23 protein-coding genes are annotated in these 25,358 nt (G+C 50.0%); 16 read left to right on the top strand and 7 right to left on the bottom strand.

The window, feature by feature from the left end:
* Positions 1-32 precede the first annotated feature (32 nt).
* Complete coding sequence (locus AC1VOR_RS16605; RefSeq protein ID WP_482619370.1) at positions 33-1,283, top strand: MalY/PatB family protein; 1,251 nt, start codon at positions 33-35, stop codon at positions 1,281-1,283.
* Positions 1,284-1,428: 145 nt separating this feature from the next.
* On the opposite strand, the gene AC1VOR_RS16600 is transcribed toward AC1VOR_RS16605, so the two are convergent.
* Entirely contained in the window at positions 1,429-2,271 is an 843-nt protein-coding gene (locus tag AC1VOR_RS16600; protein WP_482619369.1) for a hypothetical protein, read from the bottom strand.
* Positions 2,272-2,398: 127 nt separating this feature from the next.
* Complete coding sequence (locus AC1VOR_RS16595) at positions 2,399-4,918, bottom strand: GH39 family glycosyl hydrolase (protein WP_482619367.1); 2,520 nt, start codon at positions 4,916-4,918, stop codon at positions 2,399-2,401.
* 498 nt (positions 4,919-5,416) lie between these two features.
* Here AC1VOR_RS16595 and AC1VOR_RS16590 point away from each other — a divergent pair, with 498 nt between their 5' ends.
* The 8 genes from AC1VOR_RS16590 (at position 5,417) to AC1VOR_RS16555 (ending at position 14,350) form a co-directional block, all read left to right on the top strand.
* The gene (locus tag AC1VOR_RS16590; protein ID WP_482619365.1) at positions 5,417-6,880 is read left to right on the top strand and encodes a sugar ABC transporter ATP-binding protein; all 1,464 of its coding nucleotides are present in this window, start codon (positions 5,417-5,419) and stop codon (positions 6,878-6,880) included.
* Between the two features lie 21 nt (positions 6,881-6,901).
* Positions 6,902-7,855 (top strand): ABC transporter permease, encoded by a 954-nt coding sequence (locus tag AC1VOR_RS16585; protein ID WP_482619363.1) that lies wholly within the window; start codon positions 6,902-6,904, stop codon positions 7,853-7,855.
* Positions 7,856-7,890: 35 nt separating this feature from the next.
* A complete protein-coding gene (locus AC1VOR_RS16580) occupies positions 7,891-9,030 on the top strand; it encodes a sugar ABC transporter substrate-binding protein (RefSeq protein ID WP_059049353.1) in 1,140 nt (379 codons plus the stop codon).
* A 56-nt stretch (positions 9,031-9,086) separates the two neighbouring features.
* Positions 9,087-10,079 (top strand): ABC transporter permease subunit, encoded by a 993-nt coding sequence (locus AC1VOR_RS16575; RefSeq protein ID WP_059049354.1) that lies wholly within the window; start codon positions 9,087-9,089, stop codon positions 10,077-10,079.
* Positions 10,080-10,116: 37 nt separating this feature from the next.
* Positions 10,117-11,820, top strand: a complete 1,704-nt coding sequence (locus AC1VOR_RS16570; protein ID WP_482619361.1) for a glycoside hydrolase family 3 protein — start codon at positions 10,117-10,119, stop codon at positions 11,818-11,820.
* Positions 11,821-11,835: 15 nt separating this feature from the next.
* On the top strand, positions 11,836-12,714 hold the full coding sequence (locus AC1VOR_RS16565; protein ID WP_482619359.1) for an alpha/beta hydrolase: 879 nt from the start codon (positions 11,836-11,838) through the stop codon (positions 12,712-12,714).
* A gap of 5 nt (positions 12,715-12,719) precedes the next feature.
* Positions 12,720-13,394 (top strand): beta-phosphoglucomutase, encoded by a 675-nt coding sequence (gene pgmB, locus AC1VOR_RS16560; RefSeq protein ID WP_482619357.1) that lies wholly within the window; start codon positions 12,720-12,722, stop codon positions 13,392-13,394.
* A 176-nt stretch (positions 13,395-13,570) separates the two neighbouring features.
* Positions 13,571-14,350, top strand: a complete 780-nt coding sequence (locus AC1VOR_RS16555) for an ABC transporter ATP-binding protein (RefSeq protein WP_482619355.1) — start codon at positions 13,571-13,573, stop codon at positions 14,348-14,350.
* A 29-nt stretch (positions 14,351-14,379) separates the two neighbouring features.
* On the opposite strand, the gene AC1VOR_RS16550 is transcribed toward AC1VOR_RS16555, so the two are convergent.
* The gene (locus AC1VOR_RS16550; protein ID WP_482619353.1) at positions 14,380-15,261 is read right to left on the bottom strand and encodes a LysR family transcriptional regulator; all 882 of its coding nucleotides are present in this window, start codon (positions 15,259-15,261) and stop codon (positions 14,380-14,382) included.
* Positions 15,262-15,416: 155 nt separating this feature from the next.
* Here AC1VOR_RS16550 and AC1VOR_RS16545 point away from each other — a divergent pair, with 155 nt between their 5' ends.
* The 7 genes from AC1VOR_RS16545 (at position 15,417) to AC1VOR_RS16515 (ending at position 23,318) form a co-directional block, all read left to right on the top strand.
* Positions 15,417-16,253, top strand: coding sequence for an ABC transporter permease (locus tag AC1VOR_RS16545; protein ID WP_482619351.1), 837 nt, complete (start codon positions 15,417-15,419; stop codon positions 16,251-16,253).
* Positions 16,254-16,332: 79 nt separating this feature from the next.
* Positions 16,333-17,175: an ABC transporter permease gene (locus AC1VOR_RS16540; protein WP_482619350.1), complete on the top strand. Its 843-nt coding sequence runs from the start codon at positions 16,333-16,335 to the stop codon at positions 17,173-17,175.
* A 60-nt stretch (positions 17,176-17,235) separates the two neighbouring features.
* Positions 17,236-18,243, top strand: a complete 1,008-nt coding sequence (locus AC1VOR_RS16535) for an ABC transporter substrate-binding protein (RefSeq protein WP_482619348.1) — start codon at positions 17,236-17,238, stop codon at positions 18,241-18,243.
* Positions 18,244-18,277: 34 nt separating this feature from the next.
* Positions 18,278-19,036 (top strand): class II aldolase/adducin family protein, encoded by a 759-nt coding sequence (locus AC1VOR_RS16530; protein ID WP_482619346.1) that lies wholly within the window; start codon positions 18,278-18,280, stop codon positions 19,034-19,036.
* 365 nt (positions 19,037-19,401) lie between these two features.
* Complete coding sequence (locus AC1VOR_RS16525; protein ID WP_482619345.1) at positions 19,402-20,724, top strand: LLM class flavin-dependent oxidoreductase; 1,323 nt, start codon at positions 19,402-19,404, stop codon at positions 20,722-20,724.
* Complete coding sequence (gene cysK, locus AC1VOR_RS16520; RefSeq protein WP_482619344.1) at positions 20,721-21,692, top strand: cysteine synthase A; 972 nt, start codon at positions 20,721-20,723, stop codon at positions 21,690-21,692. The genes AC1VOR_RS16525 and cysK overlap by 4 nt, the downstream gene beginning before the upstream one ends.
* A 15-nt stretch (positions 21,693-21,707) precedes the next feature.
* Positions 21,708-23,318, top strand: a complete 1,611-nt coding sequence (locus AC1VOR_RS16515; protein WP_482619343.1) for a gamma-glutamyltransferase family protein — start codon at positions 21,708-21,710, stop codon at positions 23,316-23,318.
* Between the two features lie 65 nt (positions 23,319-23,383).
* Here AC1VOR_RS16515 and AC1VOR_RS16510 read toward each other — a convergent pair whose 3' ends face one another.
* From AC1VOR_RS16510 to AC1VOR_RS16495, 4 genes are read right to left on the bottom strand one after another with little or no spacing between them, the layout of a single operon-like run.
* Positions 23,384-24,196 (bottom strand): undecaprenyl-diphosphate phosphatase, encoded by an 813-nt coding sequence (locus AC1VOR_RS16510; RefSeq protein WP_482619340.1) that lies wholly within the window; start codon positions 24,194-24,196, stop codon positions 23,384-23,386.
* A gap of 48 nt (positions 24,197-24,244) precedes the next feature.
* Entirely contained in the window at positions 24,245-24,619 is a 375-nt protein-coding gene (mnhG, locus tag AC1VOR_RS16505; protein ID WP_482619336.1) for a monovalent cation/H(+) antiporter subunit G, read from the bottom strand.
* The gene (locus tag AC1VOR_RS16500) at positions 24,591-24,884 is read right to left on the bottom strand and encodes a Na(+)/H(+) antiporter subunit F1 (RefSeq protein WP_482619334.1); all 294 of its coding nucleotides are present in this window, start codon (positions 24,882-24,884) and stop codon (positions 24,591-24,593) included. The genes mnhG and AC1VOR_RS16500 overlap by 29 nt, the downstream gene beginning before the upstream one ends.
* Positions 24,881-25,357 (bottom strand): Na+/H+ antiporter subunit E, encoded by a 477-nt coding sequence (locus AC1VOR_RS16495; protein ID WP_482619332.1) that lies wholly within the window; start codon positions 25,355-25,357, stop codon positions 24,881-24,883. Before AC1VOR_RS16495 ends, AC1VOR_RS16500 begins: the two co-directional genes overlap by 4 nt.
* Position 25,358 lies beyond the last annotated feature (1 nt).

Here is a 25,358-nt window from a genome sequence, read left to right as displayed (position 1 = left end):
AAGCAGGAAGAAGGAAGAAGGAGTCGAGCAGCATGAAATACAACTTTGACGAGATTATCGATCGGACAGGTACGAATGCGATGAATACGGACGGATTTCGTGAATTTATTTTTGGCAACCACGATCCCGATTCCTTGAGCTTTCCATGTCGTGATGAAGAATTGACACGGATGTGGATTGCCGATATGGAGTTTGCTACGCCACCGGAGATTATTGAAGCGATTACCCAGCGTCTGGATAGAAGAATTCTCGGCTACAGTCAGGTGTTCGATCCAGCTTATTATCAAGCTGTAGTGTCCTGGACGAAGCGATATTACAATTGGACCTTCCCCGAGGAACAGCTTTGTACTTCTCCGGGCATCATCCCGGCCCTTTACGAGCTGTGCGAGTATATTTGCAAGCCCGATGAGAAGGTACTATTCCTGACTCCATCCTATGCTTACTTTCAGAAGGCTGCGGACCATCATGGCCTGGAGTGGGTTTCGTCGGAGATGATCTATGAAAACGGACAATACACCATTAATTTCGAAGACTTGGAGCAGAAGGCCAGCGATGAGAAAGTAACCCTCTGCATCTTCTGCAATCCTCATAACCCTACCGGGCGGCTGTGGACCCAAGAAGAATTGCAAAGAGTCGGAGACATCTGCCTGCGCAACAATCTATGGGTCATCTCCGATGAGATTCATTGTGATCTTCTGCGGCAGGGCCTTACCCATACGCCTCTGGCCAAAATACATCCGGCTTCCGACAGGATCATCACTTGCATGGCCCCCAGCAAGACATTTAACATGGCGGGCCTGATGTTCTCCAACGTGATTATCCCTAACAAGGAACTGCGGGAGATTTGGTGCAAACGTCATTATGCCTTCAAAAACCCGTTAAGCATTGCGGCAACGCAAGCGGCTTATGAGCATGGGCATGATTGGCTATCTGAGCTAAAAAGCTACCTCGACGAGAACTTCAGGTTTACACAGGCTTTCCTGGCAGAGCATCTTCCATTAGCCGTGTTCCAAATTCCCGAGGCGACCTATCTGGCCTGGGTAAATATTAGTCATTATGTTGAGCCTGGAGAGGACTTACCACTACTCTTCGCCCTGAAGGCAGGCGTACTGCTGGAGGATGGTTCAATGTTCGTGGCTAATGGAGAGGGCTGTATCCGGCTTAATCTGGCCTGCCCAAGGGCAACCTTACAGATTGGGTTGGAGAGAATTGCAGGTCTGCTAAACCGGGAAGCTCAAACCCGGGAAGAAGTATCGCTCGTTGGTCAGATATCGGCGACCTGAGGTTCCTATATAAAATGAAAAAGCACCGATCCGAGAACAGAGGGATCGGTGCTTTTTTAATAGAATAGTTGCGAATTAATGTTCTACCCCATGGCTATATGTAGAAATGATAGATGGATTAGTTACCACAGGTCCGAGGATTACACTAAGCAGGCAAAAAACTACCATCACGGAAAGATATGTTTTTTTCATGACTCAATTCCTCCTTAAGAAGTTGATGGATCATTGAAGAATATCGCAACTGCTGATCTTCACTAGTCTTGTTGCGAATGGATTCAAAAATGATAGTAAACTTTCTAAATGCTCTGGTGTCACTAAGCAAATTAGAGAATTCCAATCCTTGTAAGATGGTATCTATTGCCATATGATAATGTTTTCTTGCGAGATAATAGATGGATAATTTATTAAGCACTTTCATGATGTATAATGCTCTTTTATGTTTATAGTATTCCATGGCTCTATTCATTTCGATCTTAAACGACGCTAATAAATCGTCAATTTCAAAATCATTCTTTAGCGAAGAATCAATAATGTTAAGTAATCCTGGCATTAATTCATCCAATCGTGATTCTCTTAGAAACTGAACATACGGATCAAGGTACTCCAAATTTCCTTCAAGAACATTGACCGCAAGCAAATTAGCTTTGGCGAACATATTGAAAAAGGAGACCTCTTCGCTTGCCTCTTTACTTCCATCCTCCAGCCAAGAAAGATCGCTATAATTATCTATAAGTTCTTTAGCTTCGCTATACTGTCCCTTGTTTTGTAAGGCGATTCCCTTCATTAATTGGCTGTAGCCAACGTAATATACGATATGCCTCTCACAACTGGAACGTTTGATTTTTACATTTTCTTCAGATTCTTGAGTAGTATGATAGAGCTTGTCCGAAATTTCAATCATTTTGTCCCAGTCTTCCAAGGTATAGGTAGCTTTTAACAAGTCTACCAAGGAATCGACTTTGAGGTCGTTAAGATATAACGAATCCAAAGAAATACCTCCCATCCACATTTTTCCTTTTTAAATTATCATATAGACTAATTTACCATATGTCAATTATTTGGAATACATCCACTTATTGATGGTGTGAAGGGATGGGAATGGAGGAAGATGGTACTTAGGTGGTGCCCTCCCCCTCATGAATCTCGGAAATTTCAATCAGGCGGATTTCAAAAGGCTCCAGCACCGCTTGAATCGATAATATATTGCTCGTAAAGCGCAGCTCCTTTTCAATTCTGGGAATGGAAATTTGTCTCAGATAATCCACATCGCCAGCGGACCAATCGGCTGCTTGACCCAGATTCAGGGCATTATCATAAGCGCTGCCATAGCTGCGGTTTACGATAGAATGCTTGATCTCGTAATGTCCAGCCAAGGGGGCAAGCGCGAGCCGCAGCTCTCGTTTGGTTTTATTGGGAAAATGAGAATAACGTTCCTTGTGCGAAATACTGATTGAGATACCATTCGCGTAAATATCATCATAATGATGGTAGTTATGCAGTAGTATTTGGTAATTACTCCCTTTCCGGGTTATGAAATAGCCCTCTCCCTGGTCTATAAGTTCATCCCCAAGCCGGTTCAAGAAGTAAAAGGCATGGTAGGCTGGCTTCTTGATGTTGTTATACGTAAACAAACCCAGCCCACCGTGGAACAATTGCTGTGGCAACCGGTTCTCTTCATGCATGTCGGTCAGGAGCCAGTAGCCAAAGGAGTCCAGACGATCATAATTTTCAGTAATGTTCTTGATCACATAGGAGGACTTGAAGCAGGTATCGCTCATCAAGTCCTTATGAGACACCGTGGAGTTCCACTCCGTCATATATACAGGTAGATGGGACAAGCTCTCCTCCGAGAGACGACTATGGAGCCGGTCGATAAATTGCTGGAAGGAGTCGGTCACCGGGCTAAGGTTAAGCTGCTTGTCCATGCTGAGATGGTTGTTCTGCGGCACAAGGTCGATATCGTAATAATGAACGGTGATAAAGTCAGGCAGACAGGCATGATCCCGGCTGAAGGTCAGGAAAGAGAACAGCCAGTCCTCGTTCTTATTATAGGTTGAGAAGGCGGCAGGACCGCCGAAGGGTAGCAGCGAATCGATACTCTTCACCGTGTCGTAGGTATTCTTGTAGAGGGAGAAGAAGGTCTCATCCTGCTTGAAGCCAAATAGCAGATTGGACGAGCTGGGCTCATTCCATACGCAGAACATCCAGCTTCGCACTTCCCTGATGCCGTATCGTCCAATCAAGTGCCGCGTCAACGCCTCGACTAATCGGTTCCACTTGTCCATGTCCTTGGGCGGGCTGGTGTTCATGTTGGCGTAGAAGACCGTTTTGGACAAATCGCTGGCTAGCTTGCCGGGCATAAATGAAAACTGTACGAGGGGCTTCAAGCCAACGGACAGTAGAAAATCGAACGCCTTATCGATGAGCCGGAAATTATAGATGGCCTTCCCCTCGGTATCCTCCCCATACACCATCAGATCATCATCTAATAGCCCATGCATCTTGATGTAATGAAACCCGATTTCCTGCTGCGTCGTACGCAAGGCTTCTTGAACATCAGCATAGAGCACTTCCTTCACCCGGCTTACGCCGATGAAGTTCTTGAAGTGATGCTTCAGCTCTACAGTCGGCTCGTCCACATTCACCTGGAGGGTGGTGGAGAGCTGCTGCAAATGGGGCTGTGGTGGGATTACGGCCAAGGGCTCACCCAAATTATTCTCGATAAACAAAGAAATTTCCTGGTGATAAGAGTGAGGTTCGTCCTGATAATAATTCACCGACTTTTCCTTGGTTGTCTCAATGCTTCCTGATACTTCCTCCGCGTGCTTCTTACGCCATATACTAGGAAGCTCTCCATATTTCTCGCTAAATGCGGTTACGAAGGAGCGCACATTGGGGAAGCCGTTCTTGGCGGCAATCTTGTCGATCGTCAGCGATTCGTTCAATAAATCGTTCACCGCATAATGCAGGCGCAGATCCTTCAAATATTCACTGAAAGATAAGCCAAGCTTCTTCTTGAAATATTTGGACAAATAAGGAACAGACAGGAACTCTTGCTTCGCCACCTCTTGCAGGGACAGCGGCTCGTTGTAATGGCTGTTCACATAATCAAGAATACGGCGCAGCCGGTCCAGGGCTTCCTTGGGCTGGCGGGTACCGCCTTGCTCCTCACTGCTAAAATGCGTGCATAGCTCGTAAATCAATTCATAGACGAGGGCGGCATTCTTCAAATCAATAAACTCCGAAGCATTGATATTGTGCTGGAGGATTTGGGCAACGATGCGCTTGATATTTCTGAACATCTCGGGTTGGTTGGTCTTGGCTGTATTGCAGTCGAAATACATCTTCTTCAGATCGACAACGACTTCCTTAAGCAACTCCAGTTTGATTTGCAAGGCGACCATCGTGGCGTCCTCGGAATGCAGCTCATGTACCTCGTTGGAATTAATGAGAATCAGGTCTCCAGCGCCTAGCTGATAGGAGATATTGTTGACATTGATATTGACCTGTCCCTTCATGGTTACAATAAGCTCTAAGGACTGATGCCAATGTCGGCTTACACTGCCGATGCGGTGCAGGAAAAACTTGATAGGAAGCTTTTTGGGGAAGTTGATAATCTCATGGCGAAACTCCAAGCTCAAGCACCCCTTAATGGTCGGTTTGTTAATTCCATGCTTTTTTCAGAGTGTACTAAATATTAATGTAATCCACAATGCTAAAGAGTGAAATGTTGGAAATTGTCGATTTAGGTTAAATTATTACTCTATCCATGATAAAAACTATAGTTAATATTTAACCTGTTCTATGCTAAGATATTTGGTTTCCCGGAATATAGGAGCTTCAAAGAGCAGAATCAGGACGCTTTCAGCAGAAAGTGTGCTTTTTTGTTGTTTATGACGCCCGTAAGGGGGGGATTTTTAACTTTGTGTCAGCATTTCTAGGATTTGGTGTTCGGTATTGGTTAAATTATTGCCCTAATGAAGATAAATGAAGTAGTTATAGCGCATTCTCAATCGTGTTACACTTGGGCCACGGGAAGAAAGCGATATCAAAATTGAAGGAAGGTTGACATGGACAAACCCGTTTTTTTAGAAACCACAAACATTGTGAAGAGATTTAATGAGGTTTTGGCCGTGAACAAGGTGAGCATGAAGATTTATCGTGGGGAAATCCGTGGGCTGATTGGTGAAAACGGTTCCGGTAAATCAACCATTTCCGCGATGATCAGCGGCTTGTTGCCGAAGACGGATGGGGACATCTATGTCGAAGGTGAGCCTTATATTCCCAAGAACCCGCTGGATGCCCGGGCCAGAAAAATCTCCATGATTGTACAGGAGACCGGAACCATCGGTCCTTTGTCCATTGCGGAGAATATCTTTTTGGGAGATGAGAAGCGATTCCTGCGGGGCGGTTTTGTTGATCGCAAGCGGATGCTTGAGGAGGCAGAGAAGGCGCTGGAGCTTGTTGAGTTCGGTCCGGTAGACGTATCACAGCCGACCTTCACCTTGAATTTCGAACAGCGGAAGCTGATTGAAATCGCGAGAGCGTTGTATCACGAGCCGGAATTGTTCATTGTGGACGAGACGACCACCGCATTGTCGCACGACGGAAGACTTCTGATTCATCGGTTAATGCACAAGCTGCGTGATCTGAATAAAGCAGTCTTATTTATCTCTCATGACCTTCCTGAGTTAATGGAGGTCTGCGATGCGCTGACAATTATGCGCGATGGTGATTTAATTACGACCATTGACCGCGCAGATTTTGAAGAAAATCATATCAAGCAATCCATGGTCGGCAGAGTAATCGAAGGCAACTACTATAGAAGCGATGATGTCGCTTCCCGTGGTGATCAGGCCATGATTCAAGTGAAGGACGTTCATACGGATACCCTTCACGATATTGGCTTTGATCTGTACCAAGGAGAAATCCTCGGAATTGGTGGATTGTCAGGCAGCGGTATGCATGAGGTAGGGAAGGTCATTTTCGGTGAGTTGAAGCCACAGCAGGGTGAAGTTATCGTATACGGGCATAGGAAGACCACGGAGGGAGAACTACATCCCACCAAGATAAAAAATGTCCAGAATGCGATTGCGAATCAAGTCGGATATGTGTCCAAGGACCGGGATCGCGAGACTTTAATTATGGAGGCTTCAATCAAAGAAAACCTTGTATTGTCGGCCCTCGGAAAGCTGACCCAATTCGGACTGGTCTTGCCCGGAGCAGAGAAGAGATTTGCTCGTAAGCAGATCGAGGGATTGAATATCAAGGCCAGCGGGATGAATCAGCGCGTAGGGGAATTGTCGGGGGGCAACAAACAAAAGGTGTCTTTCGGTAAATGGATCGGCAACGATTCCAAGATTCTGATCCTCGATAGTCCAACTCGCGGTGTTGATGTTGGCGTGAAGACTACGATGTATCAACTGCTCTACTCGCTGAAGCAGCAAGGCTATGCCATCTTGATCATCTCGGAGGAACTCCCCGAATTAATCGGGATGAGCGACCGAATTCTGATGATGAAGGATGGAAGAATCAATAAGGAATTCCGGCGGGACGAGCAATTAAGTGAATCTATGCTAATCGACTACATGATTTAGGCAAGGCGGTGAGAAACAACGATGAAACTATTTTTCAAAAAGCATCAACATACGCTGATCCAGTATGCCGGGCTGGTGCTCGTATTGCTTGTGTTCACGCTCATGACAGACGGAGCGCTGTTATCTGAGTTCAACGTTCGAACGATACTCAAGCAGCTCGTCATTTTATTTACGATCACCGTGGGGATGATTTTTATTTTCTCCCATGGTGGGATGGATATTTCGGTAGGGGCGGTGTTGGCGCTAAGCTCCATGGCCGCTATTTACACGATGAATGCAGGAGCCCCACTTGTGCTAGGCATTCTGATGGCCGTATTCATATCGGTCCTCTGTTATATGATCAACGTGCTGATTGCCAACCAGTTTGGCCTCATGGCTGCGATTGCCTCATTAGCAATCATGATTGTATCCCGAGGGATTGTCACCTATCAGGTGTCAACCTCGGTGACCAAGATTGCTCTGATGGATGTCAAGCCATTAAGGGAGCTCGGGAGGAATATGCCCCTGATCGTAACCATCATCGTGCTGGTGGGTGTGGTTGGTTATGTATTGTTCCATCTGACGAAGATGGGCAAGCAAAACAAAGCGATTGGCGACAATCCGCTGGCCGCATCACAGAGTGGTGTACGAGTGAAGAGGACCAAGGTTATTGCCTATCTGCTGGCGGGTATCCTGGTGGGGGTCGCTTCGATTCTCTCCTTGTCCCGCTCGGCGGTGATTAGTGAGAACACCGGGATGGGACTGGAGATGGACGTTATCGTCGCGTTGATTCTGGGCGGCATGGCGCTCAACGGGGGTAGCCGTTCCAGAATGAGCTCGGCCTTTGTGGGAAGCATTACCTTGGTATTGCTGAACAATGGTCTGGTGATGGTGGGCGTTCCGCCTGAGGTCGTATCGCTGGTGAAGGGTATGATTTTCCTCGTTGTCGTGTTCCTGCTACTGCGGAGACCGGCCACTGAGGTTATGCCGAGATAAACAACAATAATAGATCAGAAAAGGGGTACATTCAAATGAAAAGAAAACAGTGGATCTTCTCTTTGGTAGCGTTGATGCTTCTGTTCAGTGTAGTTCTGTCCGGTTGTGGCGGGAACGGGAACAGTGCAAACGGCAATGAAGGCGGCAAGGCGAAAGACAACTATACCATAGGAGTCATGCTCTACAATTATACCGATATTCAAGGACAACAAATTAAAGCCTATTGCTCGTATCTGGAGAAGAATTTCAATGTGAAATTCAACTTTGCTACGGTAGGACCTAGTGAAGAAGGACATATCAGCGGTCTGGAGAACCTGCTGGCCTCCGGCGTGGATGCCATCATTAGTGGTTATGATACCGCACTGGAGCAAAGCGTCAGCCTGACGGAAGAAGCCGGTGTTTATTATGCGGTCGCACTGGGTGAAGTGGACGAGAATGTAACGAGTGACTATTTTGTAGGTGGAATCAAGCAATTTGGCGAGAATCCTGAGGAACTGGGAGCCAAATATGCGGAACAAGCTTATGCATCTGGGGCGAAGCATATTGGGATGACGTCATTCCTGGAGTTTGCCTTTGTTGATGCTCCGGCTATTATCAAGGGCTTCACGGATAAGATGAATGAACTGGATACGCAAGGAGAAGTGACCGTGTATCCGACAGAATTCCATTCCTTCGCTCCGGAAAATGCGGCCGATGCCGTGACCAAGGTAATCTCCGATCATCCCGAGGTGGATGCCATTGTAGGTTTGGGTTCCGGTATGGATTATGTGTATCCAGCCATCCTCAACAGCACGAAGCCGGACATTCCTTTGCTGGCGCTTGGTTATAACGATAGCGCGGAAGATGGCTTTGCCAGCGGCAAGGTGCTGATGGCCGGAACAAACAACTATGGTCAGCTTGTCGCGAACTCCTTCGCCCAGCTCTATGATCGGCTGAATGGCAAGACATATTCGGATTGGAAGGCCAATGGCTATATCAGCTATGTCACGATGACTTCCATTGAAGAGGTACAGGATTTCAAAACTTACGTTATTCCGGAAGATCAATCCCAAGGTCCTGTGACGGCAGAAGAATTGAAGAGCGTTATGCTAACGTATAACGATGCAGCCACATGGGAATCGTTGCAGGAGCTGACGAATCGTACACTTGCCGAGATTAAGGCGGCCAGAAATTAAACCATGCTTGCTTTGGGAAAGAAGTTTGACGGGCAAGCGGATAATGGAGTGAAACTATGCAAGCCTCAATGTTGAAATATGCAGTTAACCTGCTAAAGACCTTCATGTTTCCAATTGCTGTGTATCTCAGCTTTCTGGTTATAACGCTTCTCATGAGCAAAACAGGGTACGTATCCTTCGGAGCCTTCGACCGGATTGTACGGGGCAGCGTGCTGACGACGATTACGGCTTATGCCATTGCGTTGCCTTTATCCGGCGGAAGATGGGACTTTGCACCAGGAATCATCATCATGCTCGCCGGCATCATTGGGAGCAATATAACGATTGATCTGGGGCTCGGCCCAGTCATGTTGCTCATCATTACTATCGCGGTTGCCATTGTGCTGAGTTTATTTGAAGGGCTCCTGTATGTCTGGATTCGGGTGCCTACGATCATTGTCTCGCTTGGCGTGGTGATGATGTATGAGGCGATATCCGGCGTCGTCTATGGAGGTTCAGGTACCCAGCTATTTATGCATGCTAACCTGACGATCTTCGCAAGGTCGCCCTGGATTTATATCCTGTTGGCCGTAGTCATGGTGTTGTTCTATTACCTTCTGGGTCACACCAAATTTGGCTATGATACAAGATCGTTGTCGGCCAATCCGAGACTTGCGGTCAACATGGGCGTGAAGGAGAAGAAGAATATTTTGCTGACCTACCTGGTCGTAGGGGCGCTCCTTGGCATCTCTGCCGTTATTAACGCCTCCACTGTACTGGTATCACCAGCCGGTAATCTTAGCTCCACCGCCTTGATGTTCTCTTCCATGGCTCCCGTATTGATGGGGCTGTACCTTGCGCAATTTACGAACTTGCCGTTGGGCATTTTTGCAGGGGCGCTAGGGATGAATTCCTTATCCTATGGGATGGTGGTTATGGGCATTAACAGTTCCTTGCAAACCGTGGTCATCGGAGTGTTCATTGTGGTCTTCATGGCTTATACGACCAATCAGGAGCGCATTCGCTCCTATCTTAGCCGGATCAAGACAGGGAGAAAAGCAAGCGCATAGAGAAAAGCGAGCATCTGGAGAGGAGAGAGATAAGCGGATGGACATCAATTTGCTACGGCAAAAGCCGTTCAATTTAGAGGAAGAGGATTTGCAATGGGTGGCTTCTACCTTTGAGGGACTGACAACCGATGAGAAGATCGGGCAGTTGTTCTTCATGGTAGGGTACAAGCAGGATGAGCCCTTCCTGACAAGGCTGGCAGGAGACTTGGGCATAGGAGGACTGATGTGCCGATCGATGGACAAGGAGAGTGTGATGGCCACCGTCTCTACCTTGCAATCTGCCGCCAGAATTCCGCTGCTGATTGCTGCCAATTTGGAAGCCGGGGGCCAGGGCATTACCAAGGATGGGACAAAGATTGGCTCCAATATGACGATTGCCGCTACCGACGATCCCGAGATGGCTTATGAGTTGGGCAAGATTTGTGCCCTGGAGGGCAAGAGCGTTGGCGCCAATTATGCGTTTGCCCCTGTGGTTGACGTGGATTATAACTTCCGCAATCCGATTACCAATACCCGAACCTTCGGGAGTGATCCGGAGCGGGTAAAAGCCATGGGCGCTGCCTATGTACAGGGAGCGCAGGAACAGGGTATGGCGACCTCGATCAAGCATTTTCCCGGGGATGGTGTAGACGAACGGGACCAGCATCTCGTCACCTCCGTCAATACATTGACCACAGATGAATGGGACCGCAGCTTTGGAAGTATCTACCGTCATTTAATCGATGAGGGAGCGAAGACGGTTATGATCGGGCATATCGCGTTGCCTGAATACTCCAAGAAGCTTGATCCGTCGCTGAAGGACGAAGAAATATTGCCGGCTTCGCTGGCCAAAGAGCTACTCTTCGGGTTACTTCGGGAACAACTCGGCTTTAATGGCTTAATCTTGACCGATGCCACCACGATGGCCGGTATGAATATTCCGATGCCAAGGCATGAATTGGTTCCACGTTCAATTGAGAACGGATGCGACATGTTCCTGTTCACCAAGAATCTGGACGAGGACGTGGCTTTCATGAAGCAGGGATTGGAGAATGGCCTGCTGTCAGCTAAAAGACTGGATGAAGCGGTCCTGCGGATTCTCGGATTGAAGGCCTCGCTAGCTCTGCATAAGTCTAGCAATATCCCCTCTCCGGAAAAGGCGGAGAACACATTAAGACATGAGCGCCATCTAAGTATCGCGGAGCAGGTGGCTGACCGCTCCATCACACTCGTGAAGGAGGAGCAGGGCGTATTGCCTATTACTAGTCAACGCTTCAAGCGGGTCCTGCTCTATGATATCGAGAGTGAAGCGAATGCCCTGGGCTACAACAAATCGAGTGGACTGGCCGCTTCCTTCATTCCACTATTGGAGGCGGAGGGTTTTGAAGTTACACGCTTCGAGCCCAGCGGCGTTTACGAAGGACTTCAAGGCTCGTCCCAGGATATGCAGGATCGTTACGATTTGATCCTCTACCTGTGCAATCTGGCGACCAAATCGAATCAAACGGCCGTGCGTATCGAATGGATCAATCCGATGGGAGTGAACGTGCCGATTTATATGCAATCCATCCCGACGATCTTTATTTCGATAGAAAATCCTTACCACCTACTGGATGTACCGCGGGTTAAGACATTCATCAATACGTATGGGGTTAATGACTACACCTTGCCTCTGCTGGTTCGCAAGCTGACGGGGCAATCGGCATTTAAGGGCAAGAGTCCTGTAGACCCATTCTGCGGAAAATGGGATACCCGATTATAGAAAGAAGGAACTCATGTGATTCATGAAACGATAAAACTGTTCGAACATTCTTCGGCAACCTTGACGACTTATGTGCAAGAGGACGGGGAGTATGACCGGAAAGGCTTGGTTCGTCCAGCTATTCTAATCTGCCCCGGGGGAGGTTATGCCTTTATCTCGCAAAATGAAGGCGAGCCGGTGGCACTGGCCTTCGCCAGAATGGGCTATCATGCTTTTGTTCTGACCTATTCCGTGAAAATCGACAATCCGTTCCCAACCGCCCTACGCGAGTTGGCTCAAGCGATGTCTATCATCCGGGCACGAGCTGATGAATGGCGGGTCGATACGAATGATATTACCGTGGCTGGCTTTTCGGCCGGGGGCAATTTGGCCCTGAGCCTGGGGGTTCACTATCGCAATGCAATCATTACGGATGAGATCGGGCTGACTTCGGAACAAATCAAGCCCAATCAATTGGTTCTGGGTTATCCCGCGGTCACCTTGGAGCCGCGTTCGACAGAGACGCCGGCCTTCCTCATTGAGCTAATGGACAAGGGGCTAATGCCGGATTTCCGTGGTCCGAATATTCGTGAAATCCTGATGGGCAAGGAGAATCTTACGGAGGAAGAAGAGCAATCACTTAATCTTCTCCCCCTCGTAAGCGGGGACACCCCGCGCACCTTTATCTGGGGAACCTATGAGGATACGGTGATTCTGCCAACCGATCTGCTTGGACTTGCCAGCAAGCTGCATGAATATCAAGTGCCCTGTGAATTGCATCTGTTTGAGAAGGGACCTCATGGGATGTCACTGGGTGATGCCACCGTCAAGCCGGAGGAGCAAGTAAGTGCCTTGAGTCTGGGAAGCTGGGTGGAGCTAAGCCAAAAATGGCTTGAGCAAGGAAGAGGGAGGTAACCAACATGCAGCCACAAGCCTTTATCTTCGACTTGGACGGAGTCATTACGGATACCGCCGAGTTTCATTATCTGGCCTGGAAGCAAGTCGGGGAAGAGCTGGGCATCTCGGTGGACAGGGAACTGAATGAACAGCTTAAGGGAGTGAGCCGACTTGAATCTTTAGAACGGATTTTGGCCGCCAGCCCCCGTCCGATAAGTCTGTCTGATGCAGAGAAGGAGCAGTGGGCAACTCGGAAAAATAACCATTATCGTGAATTAATTGAAGCGATTCGCCCTAGCGATATCCTTCCTGGTATCACGGAGTTGCTTGAGGAGATCCAGGCAAGGAAGCTGCGGATCGCCTTGGGATCAGCCAGTCGGAACGCAACCTTTGTCTTGGAGAAGCTGGGACTTACCAAGGTATTCGAGTATATTGTGGACCCTGGACGCATTGCCTTTGGCAAGCCGCATCCAGAGACTTTCTTGAATGCCGCCGATGTCTTGGGCGTTCCTTACGCCGCTTGCATCGGCGTAGAGGATTCAGAGGCGGGGATTGAAGCGATCAATCAGGCGAAGATGTTCTCGGTAGGGGTTGGGGCACCGGCATTTCTGCAAGCAGCGAACTATTTGGTGCCAGATACCTCGCGACTCCAGCTCGATGAAATATTGAAGGCATACGCTGAATACACGGCCCGTTAAAATGAAATAATGATAAGCAAGTCCAATGTATAGCATCCACCGGGAGATTCCCGGCGGGTGCTATATTTGGTTAGGGAGCCCTGTAGGTTGTTGACAGGTCCAAGGGGTTTGGGTATTATTCCTATTAAACAAATAGGAATAATTTTAATCTAAGAACAAGAAGGGGAGGGAATCCATTGAGTGAGACATGGCTTGACATTTCCGGTCTGGAGAAGAAATTCGTTAGCAATCAAGGCGTAGTTCATGCGCTGCATAATCTAAATCTGAAGGTGGAAGAAGGCGAATTCATTACGGTGATTGGTCCAAGCGGTTGCGGCAAGAGTACCCTATTGCGTATTATTGCAGGCTTGGATACGAAGTATGACGGTCAAGTCCAATTAGCCGGGGAACCAATCAAGGCGCCGGGCATCGACAAGGGGTTTATATTTCAAGAGCCCCGGTTGTTTCCCTGGTTAACGGTGGAGAAGAATATTGCCTCCGATCTCTCCCTAGGCAACGCCGAGGTGCGGCGCAAGGTAGGGGAACTTATTGAACTGGTTCGCCTTCAGGGGTTCGAGAAGTCGTTCCCGAAGGAGTTGTCCGGAGGGATGGCCCAGCGGGTAGCGATTGCCCGGGCGCTGTTACGCAATCCGCGTATCTTGCTGCTGGATGAGCCGTTTGGAGCGCTGGATGCCTTCACGCGGGCTCATATGCAGGATGTCCTGCTGGACATCTGGCAAGCGAACAAGACGACGATGATCTTCGTTACTCATGATATCGATGAGGCTGTATTTCTTGCTGACCGAATCGTCATTCTTAAGCCTCGTCCTGGAGAAATACAGAAGGTTATCAAGGTGGATTTACCGTTCCCACGCAAAAAAGCAAGCACAGCGTTCCAGGAATTCCGTTACGCCGTGCTTCGCGAGTTCGAGCAAATCGATGAATTCAGACCGGGCGAGGCCGGCGCTGGTATTTAGACTGAATTGTGAATGATGCCAAGAGGCCTTTATTTATACAGGTAACGCATGTTCAGCATGAGTTCCTGAATGAAGGCTTCTGTTGCTATGGATGTGCTCTGCTTGGAGCGAATCCAATACAATTTGACCTCGACCTTCTCCTTGATGGGAATCGGTAATATTCGCCCCATCATCACGTAAGGGTCTTTGACCAAGGAAATATCAAGGTAGAAGCTGGTAGCCATACTCTCCGAGATGATATGCTTGGTAGCTTCCGTTCGCGTCGAATGGAAGATTTCCTTGGGCGTACCATGCTTCATCAATTCCATTTTAATATTATCGGAAATGTTCACCAGCGGGTACTGAACGATGTCGGCAAGCGAAAGCTGGCTGTTGCCCGCCAAGGGAGATTCCGGTCCCACGCAAGCCACCAGTTGGCAAGACAGAAATTGCTCCGCCTCCAAATGCTTAAACTCATGCTCTCCCAGTAATCCTACCAATCCCAGATTCAACTTCCCTTGAATCACATCTTCCTCAATCTCGTTGGAATTGGCCTCGACCAGCTCCAGATTCACATTCGGATACTTGTCCTTATATCGAGACAACAGCTTCGGCAGGAAGCTGTTGCAGACCCCGGGTACTGCCCCGATTCGAATCTGCTCATAAATGAGCGTCGATTGGTTCCTCGCGGTCAGCTTCAGCTTATCCAATCTCTCCAGAATGTCCTGGGCTTGGGCAATAAGCGTCTTCCCGATCTCCGTGGGTTCGGTTCCTCCACGTTTGCGATGGAATATCTGCACGCCCAGCTCTTCCTCCAGCGTATTCAAAGCATAGCTGATATTCGGCTGAGAGGAATGGAGCTTCTCCGCCGCCAGTGAAATAGACCCCGTTTGAGCGATCTCCACGACATATTGCAGTTGTTCAATCCGCACAGGCCATCGCCTCACATTTTAATAGTATAAATTTCATTTATGCAAATATAAAAAAATTATAGTTTACATTATACAGATTTATATGTTTAAATAAACGAAAATAATTCCTAGTATCCTTGTAGGAGTAATAGATAAAAGAGGGGTGATAGTCGAATATGCGGTTTCAAGAGGCGGCAACCGCGAAGTACAATGTGGCAAAAGCAAGCAGGCAGAAGCGGTTAAAGACAGGGATGGGCCGGCATGGCGGATACCTCAGAACGCTCAGGGGTCTGGTCCTTCCTGTGTTGCTTCTGACGGTGTGGGAATATCTGAGTGCTCACGAATATATCTCTTATTTGCTATTCCCGGCTCCCTCCCGCATTGCCGAGACCTTTATCTCCCTCGTACAGTCGGGGGCGTGGTGGAGCAATCTGGAGATCAGCTTGCAACGTGCGCTACTCGGGTTCTTGCTAGGCGGCGGCGCAGGCTTGCTGCTCGGGATTGTTGTAGGGTTGTTCCGCTGGGTAGAACGAACGATGGACCCGGCGGTGCAAATGCTGCGCATGGTCCCCCATCTGGCGGTGACCTCCTTGTTCGTACTCTGGTTCGGTATAGGTGAGACCTCGAAGGTGCTGCTCATTGCCAAGGGGGCATTCTTCCCGCTCTATATTAATGTCTTCCTCGGTTTGCGGGGGGTGGACAACAAGCTGTTCGAGGTAACCCGGGTGCTGGAATTCAGCAGGCTCCGTCAGGTCATTCAACTCATGCTTCCGGCTTCGCTGCCTAATCTCTTCCTTGGTATTCGGATGTCGGTGGCGATAGCTTGGCTTAGCCTGGTGGTCGCGGAAATGATGGGTGCTTCCTCAGGTATCGGCTATCTGATGATGGATGCCCGGGCGATGAGCAAAACACCGGTTGTCTTCGTGGGTATATTCACCTTCACCCTCATCGGCGTGTTGAGCGATTGGCTGATTCGGCGCATAGAACGTTACTTCCTTCGCTGGAAGGACTAAGCCAGGTCAAGCTAATAAATGAACAACGGTAGCAAGGGAGCGATTATTTTCATCGATCCCATAGAGAGGAGGAACCGGAATGAGCAGGCTGGCAAATTCAATGAAATGGCCAAGACGCAGCAAGGATTTGCATGGAAGCAGGCCGGGTTGGAAGCGGAAGCTGTCCTTGGGGGAGATCGCCCTGGGTGCAGCGTTGCCAATCGCCATCCTTGCTATCTGGCAAGTGTTGTCCGACCGACAGATCATCGATGATTTGTTCATGCCATCGCCGCTGGTCATTGCGCGTACCCTGGCCGAGCTTGTATTTACAGGTCAAATCTTTGGGCATTTGGGCATCAGCCTGTGGCGGGCAGCGATTGGCTTCCTGATTGGTGGCGGACTTGGTCTGGTGTTGGGCCTTCTGGTCGGATTCTCCAAGCGGACGGAAGAGTATGTTGATCCGTCCTTGCAACTACTGCGGCTGACGCCTAATCTGGCGCTCGCCCCGCTCTTTATTCTCTGGTTCGGCTTTGGGGAAATATCGAAAATCGTGATTATTGCCAACATTGCTTTTTTTCCGCTTTATATGAACGCTTATGCCGGAATCCGTCAGGTCGACCCGAAGCTGGTGGAGGTCTCCAGAGTGTTGGAATTCAGCCGCATTCGGCAAGTAACGCGATTGATTCTTCCAGCCTCGGTTCCCAATCTGCTGCTGGGCCTGCGTTTATCGCTAGCCAGCTCATGGCTGGGCCTGGTCGTAGCTGAAATTATCGGTTCCCAGGAAGGCATCGGTTATTTAATTACCTTTGGTCAATCCAATAATCGTACAGACATTATCTTTGCCGGCATTCTGATCTTTGCGCTCGTTGGCAAGCTGGTGGACTCCTTCGTGCGCTGGTTGGAGCGTCGCCTGTTAACCTGGCAGGACAGCTTCAAGGGTTAGTTGACAGGTGAGAGGATTAGGATGAACAACAAGAATCAGAACCAATAAGGAGGAACGATCATGAAAATAAAGAAATTCGGGTTCCATTTGGCACTAGTTGCTGCACTTGCCCTGTTGTTGCAGGGTTGCGGCGCGGGTGCCGCTTCTCCGGGAGGCGAGGAGAACAAAGAGGGAGCGAGCGGCGGCGATACACCTACCGTCTTGAACTTTGGTTACGTGGGCGGAGCTACCAAGCTGCCAGCCGATGCAGAAGGCTGGGGATTCCATACAGGCATCATTCAAGAGCATCTCAAGGAGCATGGTATTGAAGAGGTTAACATTACCGGGTTTCTGACCGGACCCGATTTAAATGAATCGCTAATAAGCGGGCGCCTGGATGTGGGCTTGTCGGGAGATGCCCCGGCGATCAATGCGAAAGCAGCCGGGGCCAAGACCAGGCTGATCACGCTTCGTACAGTGAACGGGCGCAGCATTCTTGTTGCCCCTGAGAATGGGGCCAAGTCGCTGCAGGACCTGGAGGGCAAGAAGGCGGCTGTGGTCAAAGGCTCAGCGATGCATCGTTATTTGTTAACCATCCTCAGTGAGGCCGGAGTCAACGCGGAAGTCATTAACATTAACTCCACGGGAGATTCGCTCGCTGCCTTGAAGCGAGGCGAGGTCGACGCGGTTGCGACGGTGCCATATTTGCTGGTAGTGCATCAAATTTTGCAAGAAGGCTTTACGGCCATTCATGATAGCGCCAGTGATCCGAATCTGGCTTTTGCTTCAGCGAATGTGGTAACAGAGAGCTACCTGGAGAAATTCCCTGAGTTCCCGCGAATCTGGAATGAAGCCAGAGAGAAAGCCATTGCAGACTTGAAGGCCAAGCCCGATGAATATTATGCCTGGTTGGCAGAACTGACGGGGGCTCCGGTCGATGTGGTTCCCGAGCTGTATCCGATTGAGGATATTTCCGAGACTGCCATTACGGATGAAGGAATTCGCCTGATCACCGTATCCAAGGATTTTCTGGTGAAGGAAGGCGTAGCTGCTGGAGATTTTGATGTAGAAGCCTGGATTGCTCGCTAATAATATGATTCGCCAACCAAGGAGGAATTGAACTATGACGACTCAACCCAAACAACATCCACGCCCGCAACCACCTATCTTTGCCACACTGGAGGAAGAGCGTCAGCATCGCAAGGAACGGCTGGCTGCCGCCTTCCGTATCTTCTCGAAGCTAGGCTTTGATGAAGGGGTGATGGGCCATCTGGTCGCCCGCGACCCCATTCTGACAGATCATTTCTGGGTGAACCCGTTTGGCGTAAGCTTCGCCTTGATTAAGGCCAGCGACTTGCTTCTGCTGAATTATGACGGGGACATTGCTTACGGGGAGGGCTTCGTGCATCCGGGGGCGATGCTGCTGCATCCGAAGTTGCTCAAGCTTCGCCCGGATATCGTAGCGGCGGGGCACACCCATTCGGTATATGGTCGCATCTGGTCTACTTACGGAAGGCTACTGGACCCGATTACGAACGAATCGGCTGTTTTCTTCGAGAAGCATGATATTTACGACAGCCATGCGGGCGGTGAAGGGGAGAACCTGGTCAAGGCGCTCGGTACGGATAACCGGGGATTGATTCTCAAGAATCATGGCATTGTCACGGTGGGTCACAGCGTCGATGAAATGGCTTACTGGTTTGTTTCCCTGGAGAAAAACTGCCAGGTACAGATTCTCGCAGAAGCCTCAGGTACCCCGCAGCCGCTGGACGCCGAGGTGGCGCGCGGTATCGCTGCCCGCACCACACCTGCATCGGGCTGGCTGAGCTTCCAGCCGATGTACCAAAGCATCATTAAGGAGCAGCCGGATCTGCTGGGTTAACTGCTGCTAAGACAGGACAGAGTTTATATAAAACACAAGGGGCAGCGATTTGCTGCTTACTATAAGTTGAATCAAAGAAGGATCAAAACAAAAACCAATATACCTCTAACGCGCTTTAACGGGAAATCCTCCTGCTAATTCGCCCGCATTTCACCAAATATCACAAATAGCAGGAAATCTTCATGTTAATTTTGGGCTTTTCCCCAGAATCGACCATTTCATAATAATTAGCATGAGGAATTCCATATAAAGCCCCAATTTTGGCGGATATGAGCAATTTAACGGGAGGTTTTCCCTATAACAAGAAAGCTGCATCCTTAAGCATCAATTTGTATTATATAGTCAGAAAAAGGAGGAGATTGAGCATGGCAGAGCGTCAGTTGAAATTAGGTATTTTTCTTCAAGGAGGAGGCGGACACTGGAAGGACCCGGACGTCCGGGCCGATGGCGCCGCCAATATTGCTGCTTATATCGAATCGGCGCGCATTGGTGAAGCGGGCAAATTTGATTTCGGATTTATTGCTGACTCGGCATTTATTAGCGAAGATTCGACGTGGCCCTTCTTGAGCCGATTGGAGCCAATGACGGCGCTCGCCGCCATTTCGTCCGTGACCACGCATCTCGGTCTGGTAGGAACATTCACTACTTCTTATAGCGAGCCGTTCACTACGGCGCGACAATTAGCATCGCTGGATGTAATTAGCCGTGGCCGGGCGGGATGGAATGCCGTCACCTCCGCACTGGAGGGGGTGGCCCGCAATCATGGTCATGACAAGATTCATGATCATGCGCTGCGCTATCGAATTGCCCACGAATATATTGAGGTGGTCAAGGGGCTGTGGGATTCCTGGGAGGACGATGCCTTTGTCCGTGACCGGGAGCGCGATATATACGTCGATTTGAACAAGATGCATACGCTGAATCACCGGGGAGAATTCTTCTCCGTCCAGGGTCCGCTGAATATGGAACGTTCCCCGCAGGGACGGCCCATCGTCTTCCAAGCCGGGGCTTCCGAGACGGGTAAGGAATTGGCGGCCAAGCATGCCGATGCTGTATTCTCCACATGGACGAGTACGGGAGATCTTGAGGAAGCACAGAACCATTATAAAGACTGGAAGCGTCGTGCCGCCTCTTATGGTCGCTCCCCTTCGGAGTTGCTGATTTTCCCGGCTATTGAGCCTATCGTCGGCGACACGCAGGAGGAGGCGGATGCGTTATACAAGAAGTCTCTGGATTATATCGACATTGATTTTGCCGTGAAATATTTGAGCCGTTACTTCAGCTTCTTCGATTTCTCGCAGTTCCCGCTGGATGAGCCGTTACCTGATCTGGGGGATGTCGGGAAAGACAGCTTCAAGTCGACGGCTGAATATTACTTGCGTATTGCGAAGGAACGGAACCTGACCTTGCGCCAGTTAGCGCTGGAAGCAGCTAATCCGAAGGGGGATTTCGTAGGTACGGCGGAGTATATTGCCGACAAGTTCGAGAAGTATTTTACCGGGGAAGCGGTTGACGGATTTATTCTTAAAGGTACCCACTACAATCAGCGCCGTTTTGTGGAACGGGTCGTTCCGATTTTGCAGGAGCGTGGCTTGTTCCGTAAGGAGTATGAAGCTGATACATTGCGGGGGAATTTGGGTATTCCTTATCCGGCCAACCGCTATACCGAAGGAAAGGTGCTATCATGAGCAAGCTTACAGAGGAGAAGCGAGATCTAGAGACTGGAAACCAAGGATCACGAGTCAAGGTCGTCCAAAGTATTACCGAATTAATCGGCGATACCCCGGCGGTGCGCATTCAGCGCTTGACCGGACCGGACGATGCCGAGGTCTACATCAAGCTGGAATACTTTAACCCTAGCGGCAGTGTCAAGGATCGGGCCGCATATAATCTGATCGTGGAGGCGGAGCGGCAAGGTCGCTTGCAGCCGGGCGCTACGATTATCGAGCCGACGAGCGGTAATACAGGCATTGGGCTGGCGATGAATGCTGCTGCCAAGGGGTATCGGGCCATCATGGTCATGCCCGACAACGCGACGCAGGAGCGGATCAACCTGATCAAGGCGTACGGAGCTGAGGTGGTGTTGACCCCGGCAGCGGAGCGGATGCCAGGCAGCATAGAGAAAGCGCTGGAGTTGAGCCGGGAAATCCCCGGCAGCTTCATTCCCCAGCAGTTCGAGAATCCGGCTAACCCGGATATTCACCGTACCACAACGGCGCTGGAAATCCTGGAGCAAATGGAAGGCCGGTTAGATGCTTTCGTGGCGACCTCCGGTACAGGGGGCACGATTACGGGAACTGGCGAAGCGCTCAAAGCGCAACTGCCCGAGGTTCGCGTCATTGTAGTGGAGCCACAAGGCTCACCGGTATTGTCCGGCGGTGAACCGGGACCGCATAAGCTGGTGGGGACGAGCCCGGGATTCATCCCGGCGATTCTCAACACGGAAGTCTATGATGAGATCGTCCAGGTCGCCGATGAAGCTGCCCTGGAGACCATTCGGCAGTTGGCCGCACAGGAAGGCATTCTGATCGGTCCCTCCGGCGGAGCCTCTGTCTGGGCTGCATTGCAGGAGGCCCGTCGTCTCGGACCGGGGCGGCGGGTATTATGTATTGCGCCGGATACGGGAGAACGCTATCTAAGTATGAATTTATTCTAAGGAGAGAGGTGCTTTATGGCATTTGATCCGCTTTATCATCCCTACCCGTCCCATCGCGTTCCGGTCTATGGCGCGCGGGGGATGGTCGCTACGTCCCAGCCGCTAGCCGCTCAAGCCGGGCTGGATGTGTTGAAGCGTGGCGGTAATGCAATAGACGCGGCCATTGCTACGGCCGCGGCCTTAACCGTGCTGGAGCCTTGCTCCAACGGCATCGGCGGCGATGCCTTCGCGTTGGTGTGGAGCGAGGGCAAGCTGCACGGCTTGAATAGCAGCGGCCCGTCGCCCGCTGCTATTTCGCTGGAGGCGGTGCGGGCGCTGGGCCATGACCGCATGCCTCAGTACGGCGCGGTGCCGGTGACCGTGCCCGGCGCCCCGGCGGCCTGGGCGGAGCTGTCGCGCCGCTTCGGCCGTTTGCCGCTGGCGGAGGCGCTGCGCCCCGCGACCGATTACGCCGAGCGCGGCTACCCGCTGTCGCCGACGGCCGCGCGGATGTGGCAGCGGGCGGCGGAGCATTACGCCGCCCAGCCTGATGGCGCAACCTTCGCCGAATGGTTGCGCACGTTTGCGCCAGCGGGCCGGGCCCCGCGCGCCGGAGAGATCTGGCGCTCGCCTACGCACGCGGCGACGCTGCGCCTCATCGGCGAGACGGACGCCGAGGCGTTCTACCGCGGAGCGCTGGCAGAACGGATTGAGGCGTGCATCGCCGAGCATGGCGGGTTCCTGGACGCCGGGGATTTGGCGGCGTTTGCGCCCGAATGGGTGGACCCGATCTCGACGAATTATCGGGGATATGAGGTATGGGAGATTCCGCCCAATGGTCAGGGCCTGGTGGCATTGCTGGCCCTGGGCATTCTCAGGGGCTGGGAACGGCATGAGCGGGAGGACGTGGAGACGATTCACCGCCAGATCGAGGCCATTAAGCTGGCCTTTGCCGATGGGCAGCATTATATCAGCGATGCTCGCGGCATGAAGATCAAGCCGGCTGATCTGCTGGATCCGGTGTATACCGATGCCCGCCGCGCTCTGATCGGGGATACGGCGGCACTGCCGGAAGCGGGGAAGCCGCCGGGAGGGGGTACAGTGTATTTAGCTACCGCTGATGATGAAGGCAACATGGTCTCATTCATTCAGAGCAATTACACCGGCTTTGGTTCCGGTCTGGTCGTTGAAAATACCGGCATTGCCTTGCAGAATCGGGGTTATGGCTTTTCCCTTGACCCGCTCAGTATCAATCGTCTGGAACCAGGCAAGAGAAGCTATCATACTATTATTCCAGGCTTTCTTACGAGAGATGGGAAAGCGGTGGGGTCGTTCGGAGTGATGGGCGGGCTGATGCAGCCTCAAGGTCATGTTCAGGTGCTGATGAATACGCTTGACTTCCAACTGCATCCCCAGGCGGCGCTGGATGCACCGCGCTGGCAATGGCAAGGGGGCCGAACCGTGCTGGTAGAGCCGGGCTTCCCGGCGCATATTGCTCAGGCATTGGCCCGGCGGGGCCATGATATCCAGGCGGCTGCCGATGCGTATAGCTTCGGACGTGGCCAGATCATTTGGCGCGATCCGGGCACTGGAGTTCTGGTCGGCGGCAGTGATAGTCGTACCGATGGACTGGTAGCAGCTTGGTAATCGCCACACGGGCGTACCAGGCTGCTCTGCTAATTGTACACAGGCAGGCCTTGCTCTAATTCTATCTATAATACAAATAAAAGAATAATACCCATAAGAAAACAATAATAAGCAAAAAACTTCAGGTTGCCCTTCTTCATAATATCCATAAACCACTTCATTGACATATATGTAAAGACCAATGATGCAATAAAAGAGATGGCGTAAGGCAACCAGAGGGTGGAGAACTCTGAGTCATTCGCAATGTCAGAGATGCTTAAGGTCAGACCGGCAAGGCTAATGGGTATATAGAGCATGAAGGAAAAACGCAAGGCCGTTTCTTGTTGCATGCCCATCGCTATGGAGGCAATAACGGTTGCTCCAGACCGGCTGATGCCTGGAATAAGAGCAACGGCCTGTGCTAATCCAACAATTAGAGAATCCTTGAATGTTAAATCCCCATCACGTTTAACCCCACGCAAGTTTCGAATCAACCAGAGTGCTATTGCTGTAAATAAAAGGCTGATACCGATCATTTTTGTCGAAGAAAATACGGCTTCGATATAGTCTTTGAACAATATACCAATTATACCTGCGGGAATTGTTCCAATGATCACATACACAACAAACATAAAATCAGATCGATACTCATCTTGACGAGTACGTAAGAAACCCATAGCGTTAATGGCTACTCTGATAAGCATTTTGCGATATATTAGAAGAATTGCGATGAGAGAGGCTGCATTTAATAAAGCTTCAAAAGATAAACCCCTATGCGTCATTCCCAACCATTGCTGGACTACAATAAGGTGACCACTTGAGGAGACGGGAATCGGTTCAGTAAAACCTTGCACTATTCCTAGAATTAAATACCTTAGCAAAGTTTCAATATCATTCAACTATTTATCAACCTTTCTGAGGGTAACCCGCATATGAATTTTAGGAATTTAAAAATCCTTTTCAGTTTGTTGCTCCAGACTTTTCTTCAAATCGTCCCTCACGCTGTTCTTCCATAGAGGGACTCCCGAACGATAGGCCGCTCTTCCGCTTAAATGTCCTGCTACGGGCGAGGTTAAAAATACAAAAGCGATGCCAAGCAGTAATTTGAGGCTAGTGTGCTCCAAATATAAAGTGAAGTAGAAGAATACGCCGGACAAAATAAACAGAACACCTAAAGTGGCACTTTTGGTTGCCGCATGTGCTCTCAAATATAGATCCGGCAACCGAATCAGGCCGAATACGCTAAGCAAGCCAATGAGTGAACCTGCTACAATGACAAGTCCAAGCAGTATCTCACCGATCTGGCTGATTATCTCCATCATCAAATACCTGCCCCCTTTCTACGTAATGAGCGAATGCAGTGGTTCCTATAAAGGTTAAAATACCCATGACAAGGACGATATCCAGGTACACGGTGGTTCGTAGCAAGGCGCAAAGCACAGCGATCATGGACAGCAGCAAGGTACCTATTGTATCCAGTGCGAAGACGCGATCAGGTACGGAGGGTCCCTTCAATAGCCGATATATACATCCCAGGACGGATATGGCCAGAAGGGTGAGTGCAGTTATAAGAAAATAATGAATCATGTTCTGGTTACCTCCATAATAGCTTTCTCGAAAGTATCCTTGAGATGTCTGGATAGCTCCTCGGCATCCTGAATATCCATAGCATGAATGTACAAGGTTCGATTATCCCGGGAAACGTCTAACGTAAGTGTTCCTGGGGTCAGACAGATCAGGCAAGAGAGCAAAGTGATCTCCCAATCTGATTTGAGCTGCGTGTTCAGCTCGATAATCCCTGGACGCATGGTCATTTGTGGACGAAGTACATGCCTGATCACTTCGAAGCTCGATATAAAGAGCTCTTTGGTAAATATGAGCAGGAGCTTTATGACCTTCCAGACCTTGACCATGTAAAAACCGGAATTCCAGCGTCGAAGCCCCCAAAGGATGATCAACCCGATCAAATAACCAATAACAAATTGTACATTTGACCAGGTTCCATATAGAAAGGTCCAGGCTACAGCAATGATCAAATTCAACAGAATTTGAAGGAACATT

Source organism: Paenibacillus sp. 1SOY10, from assembly GCF_056836745.1.
The sequence above is the reverse complement of the archived record's forward strand: the minus strand, read 5'-3'. Positions and strand labels throughout refer to the sequence as shown.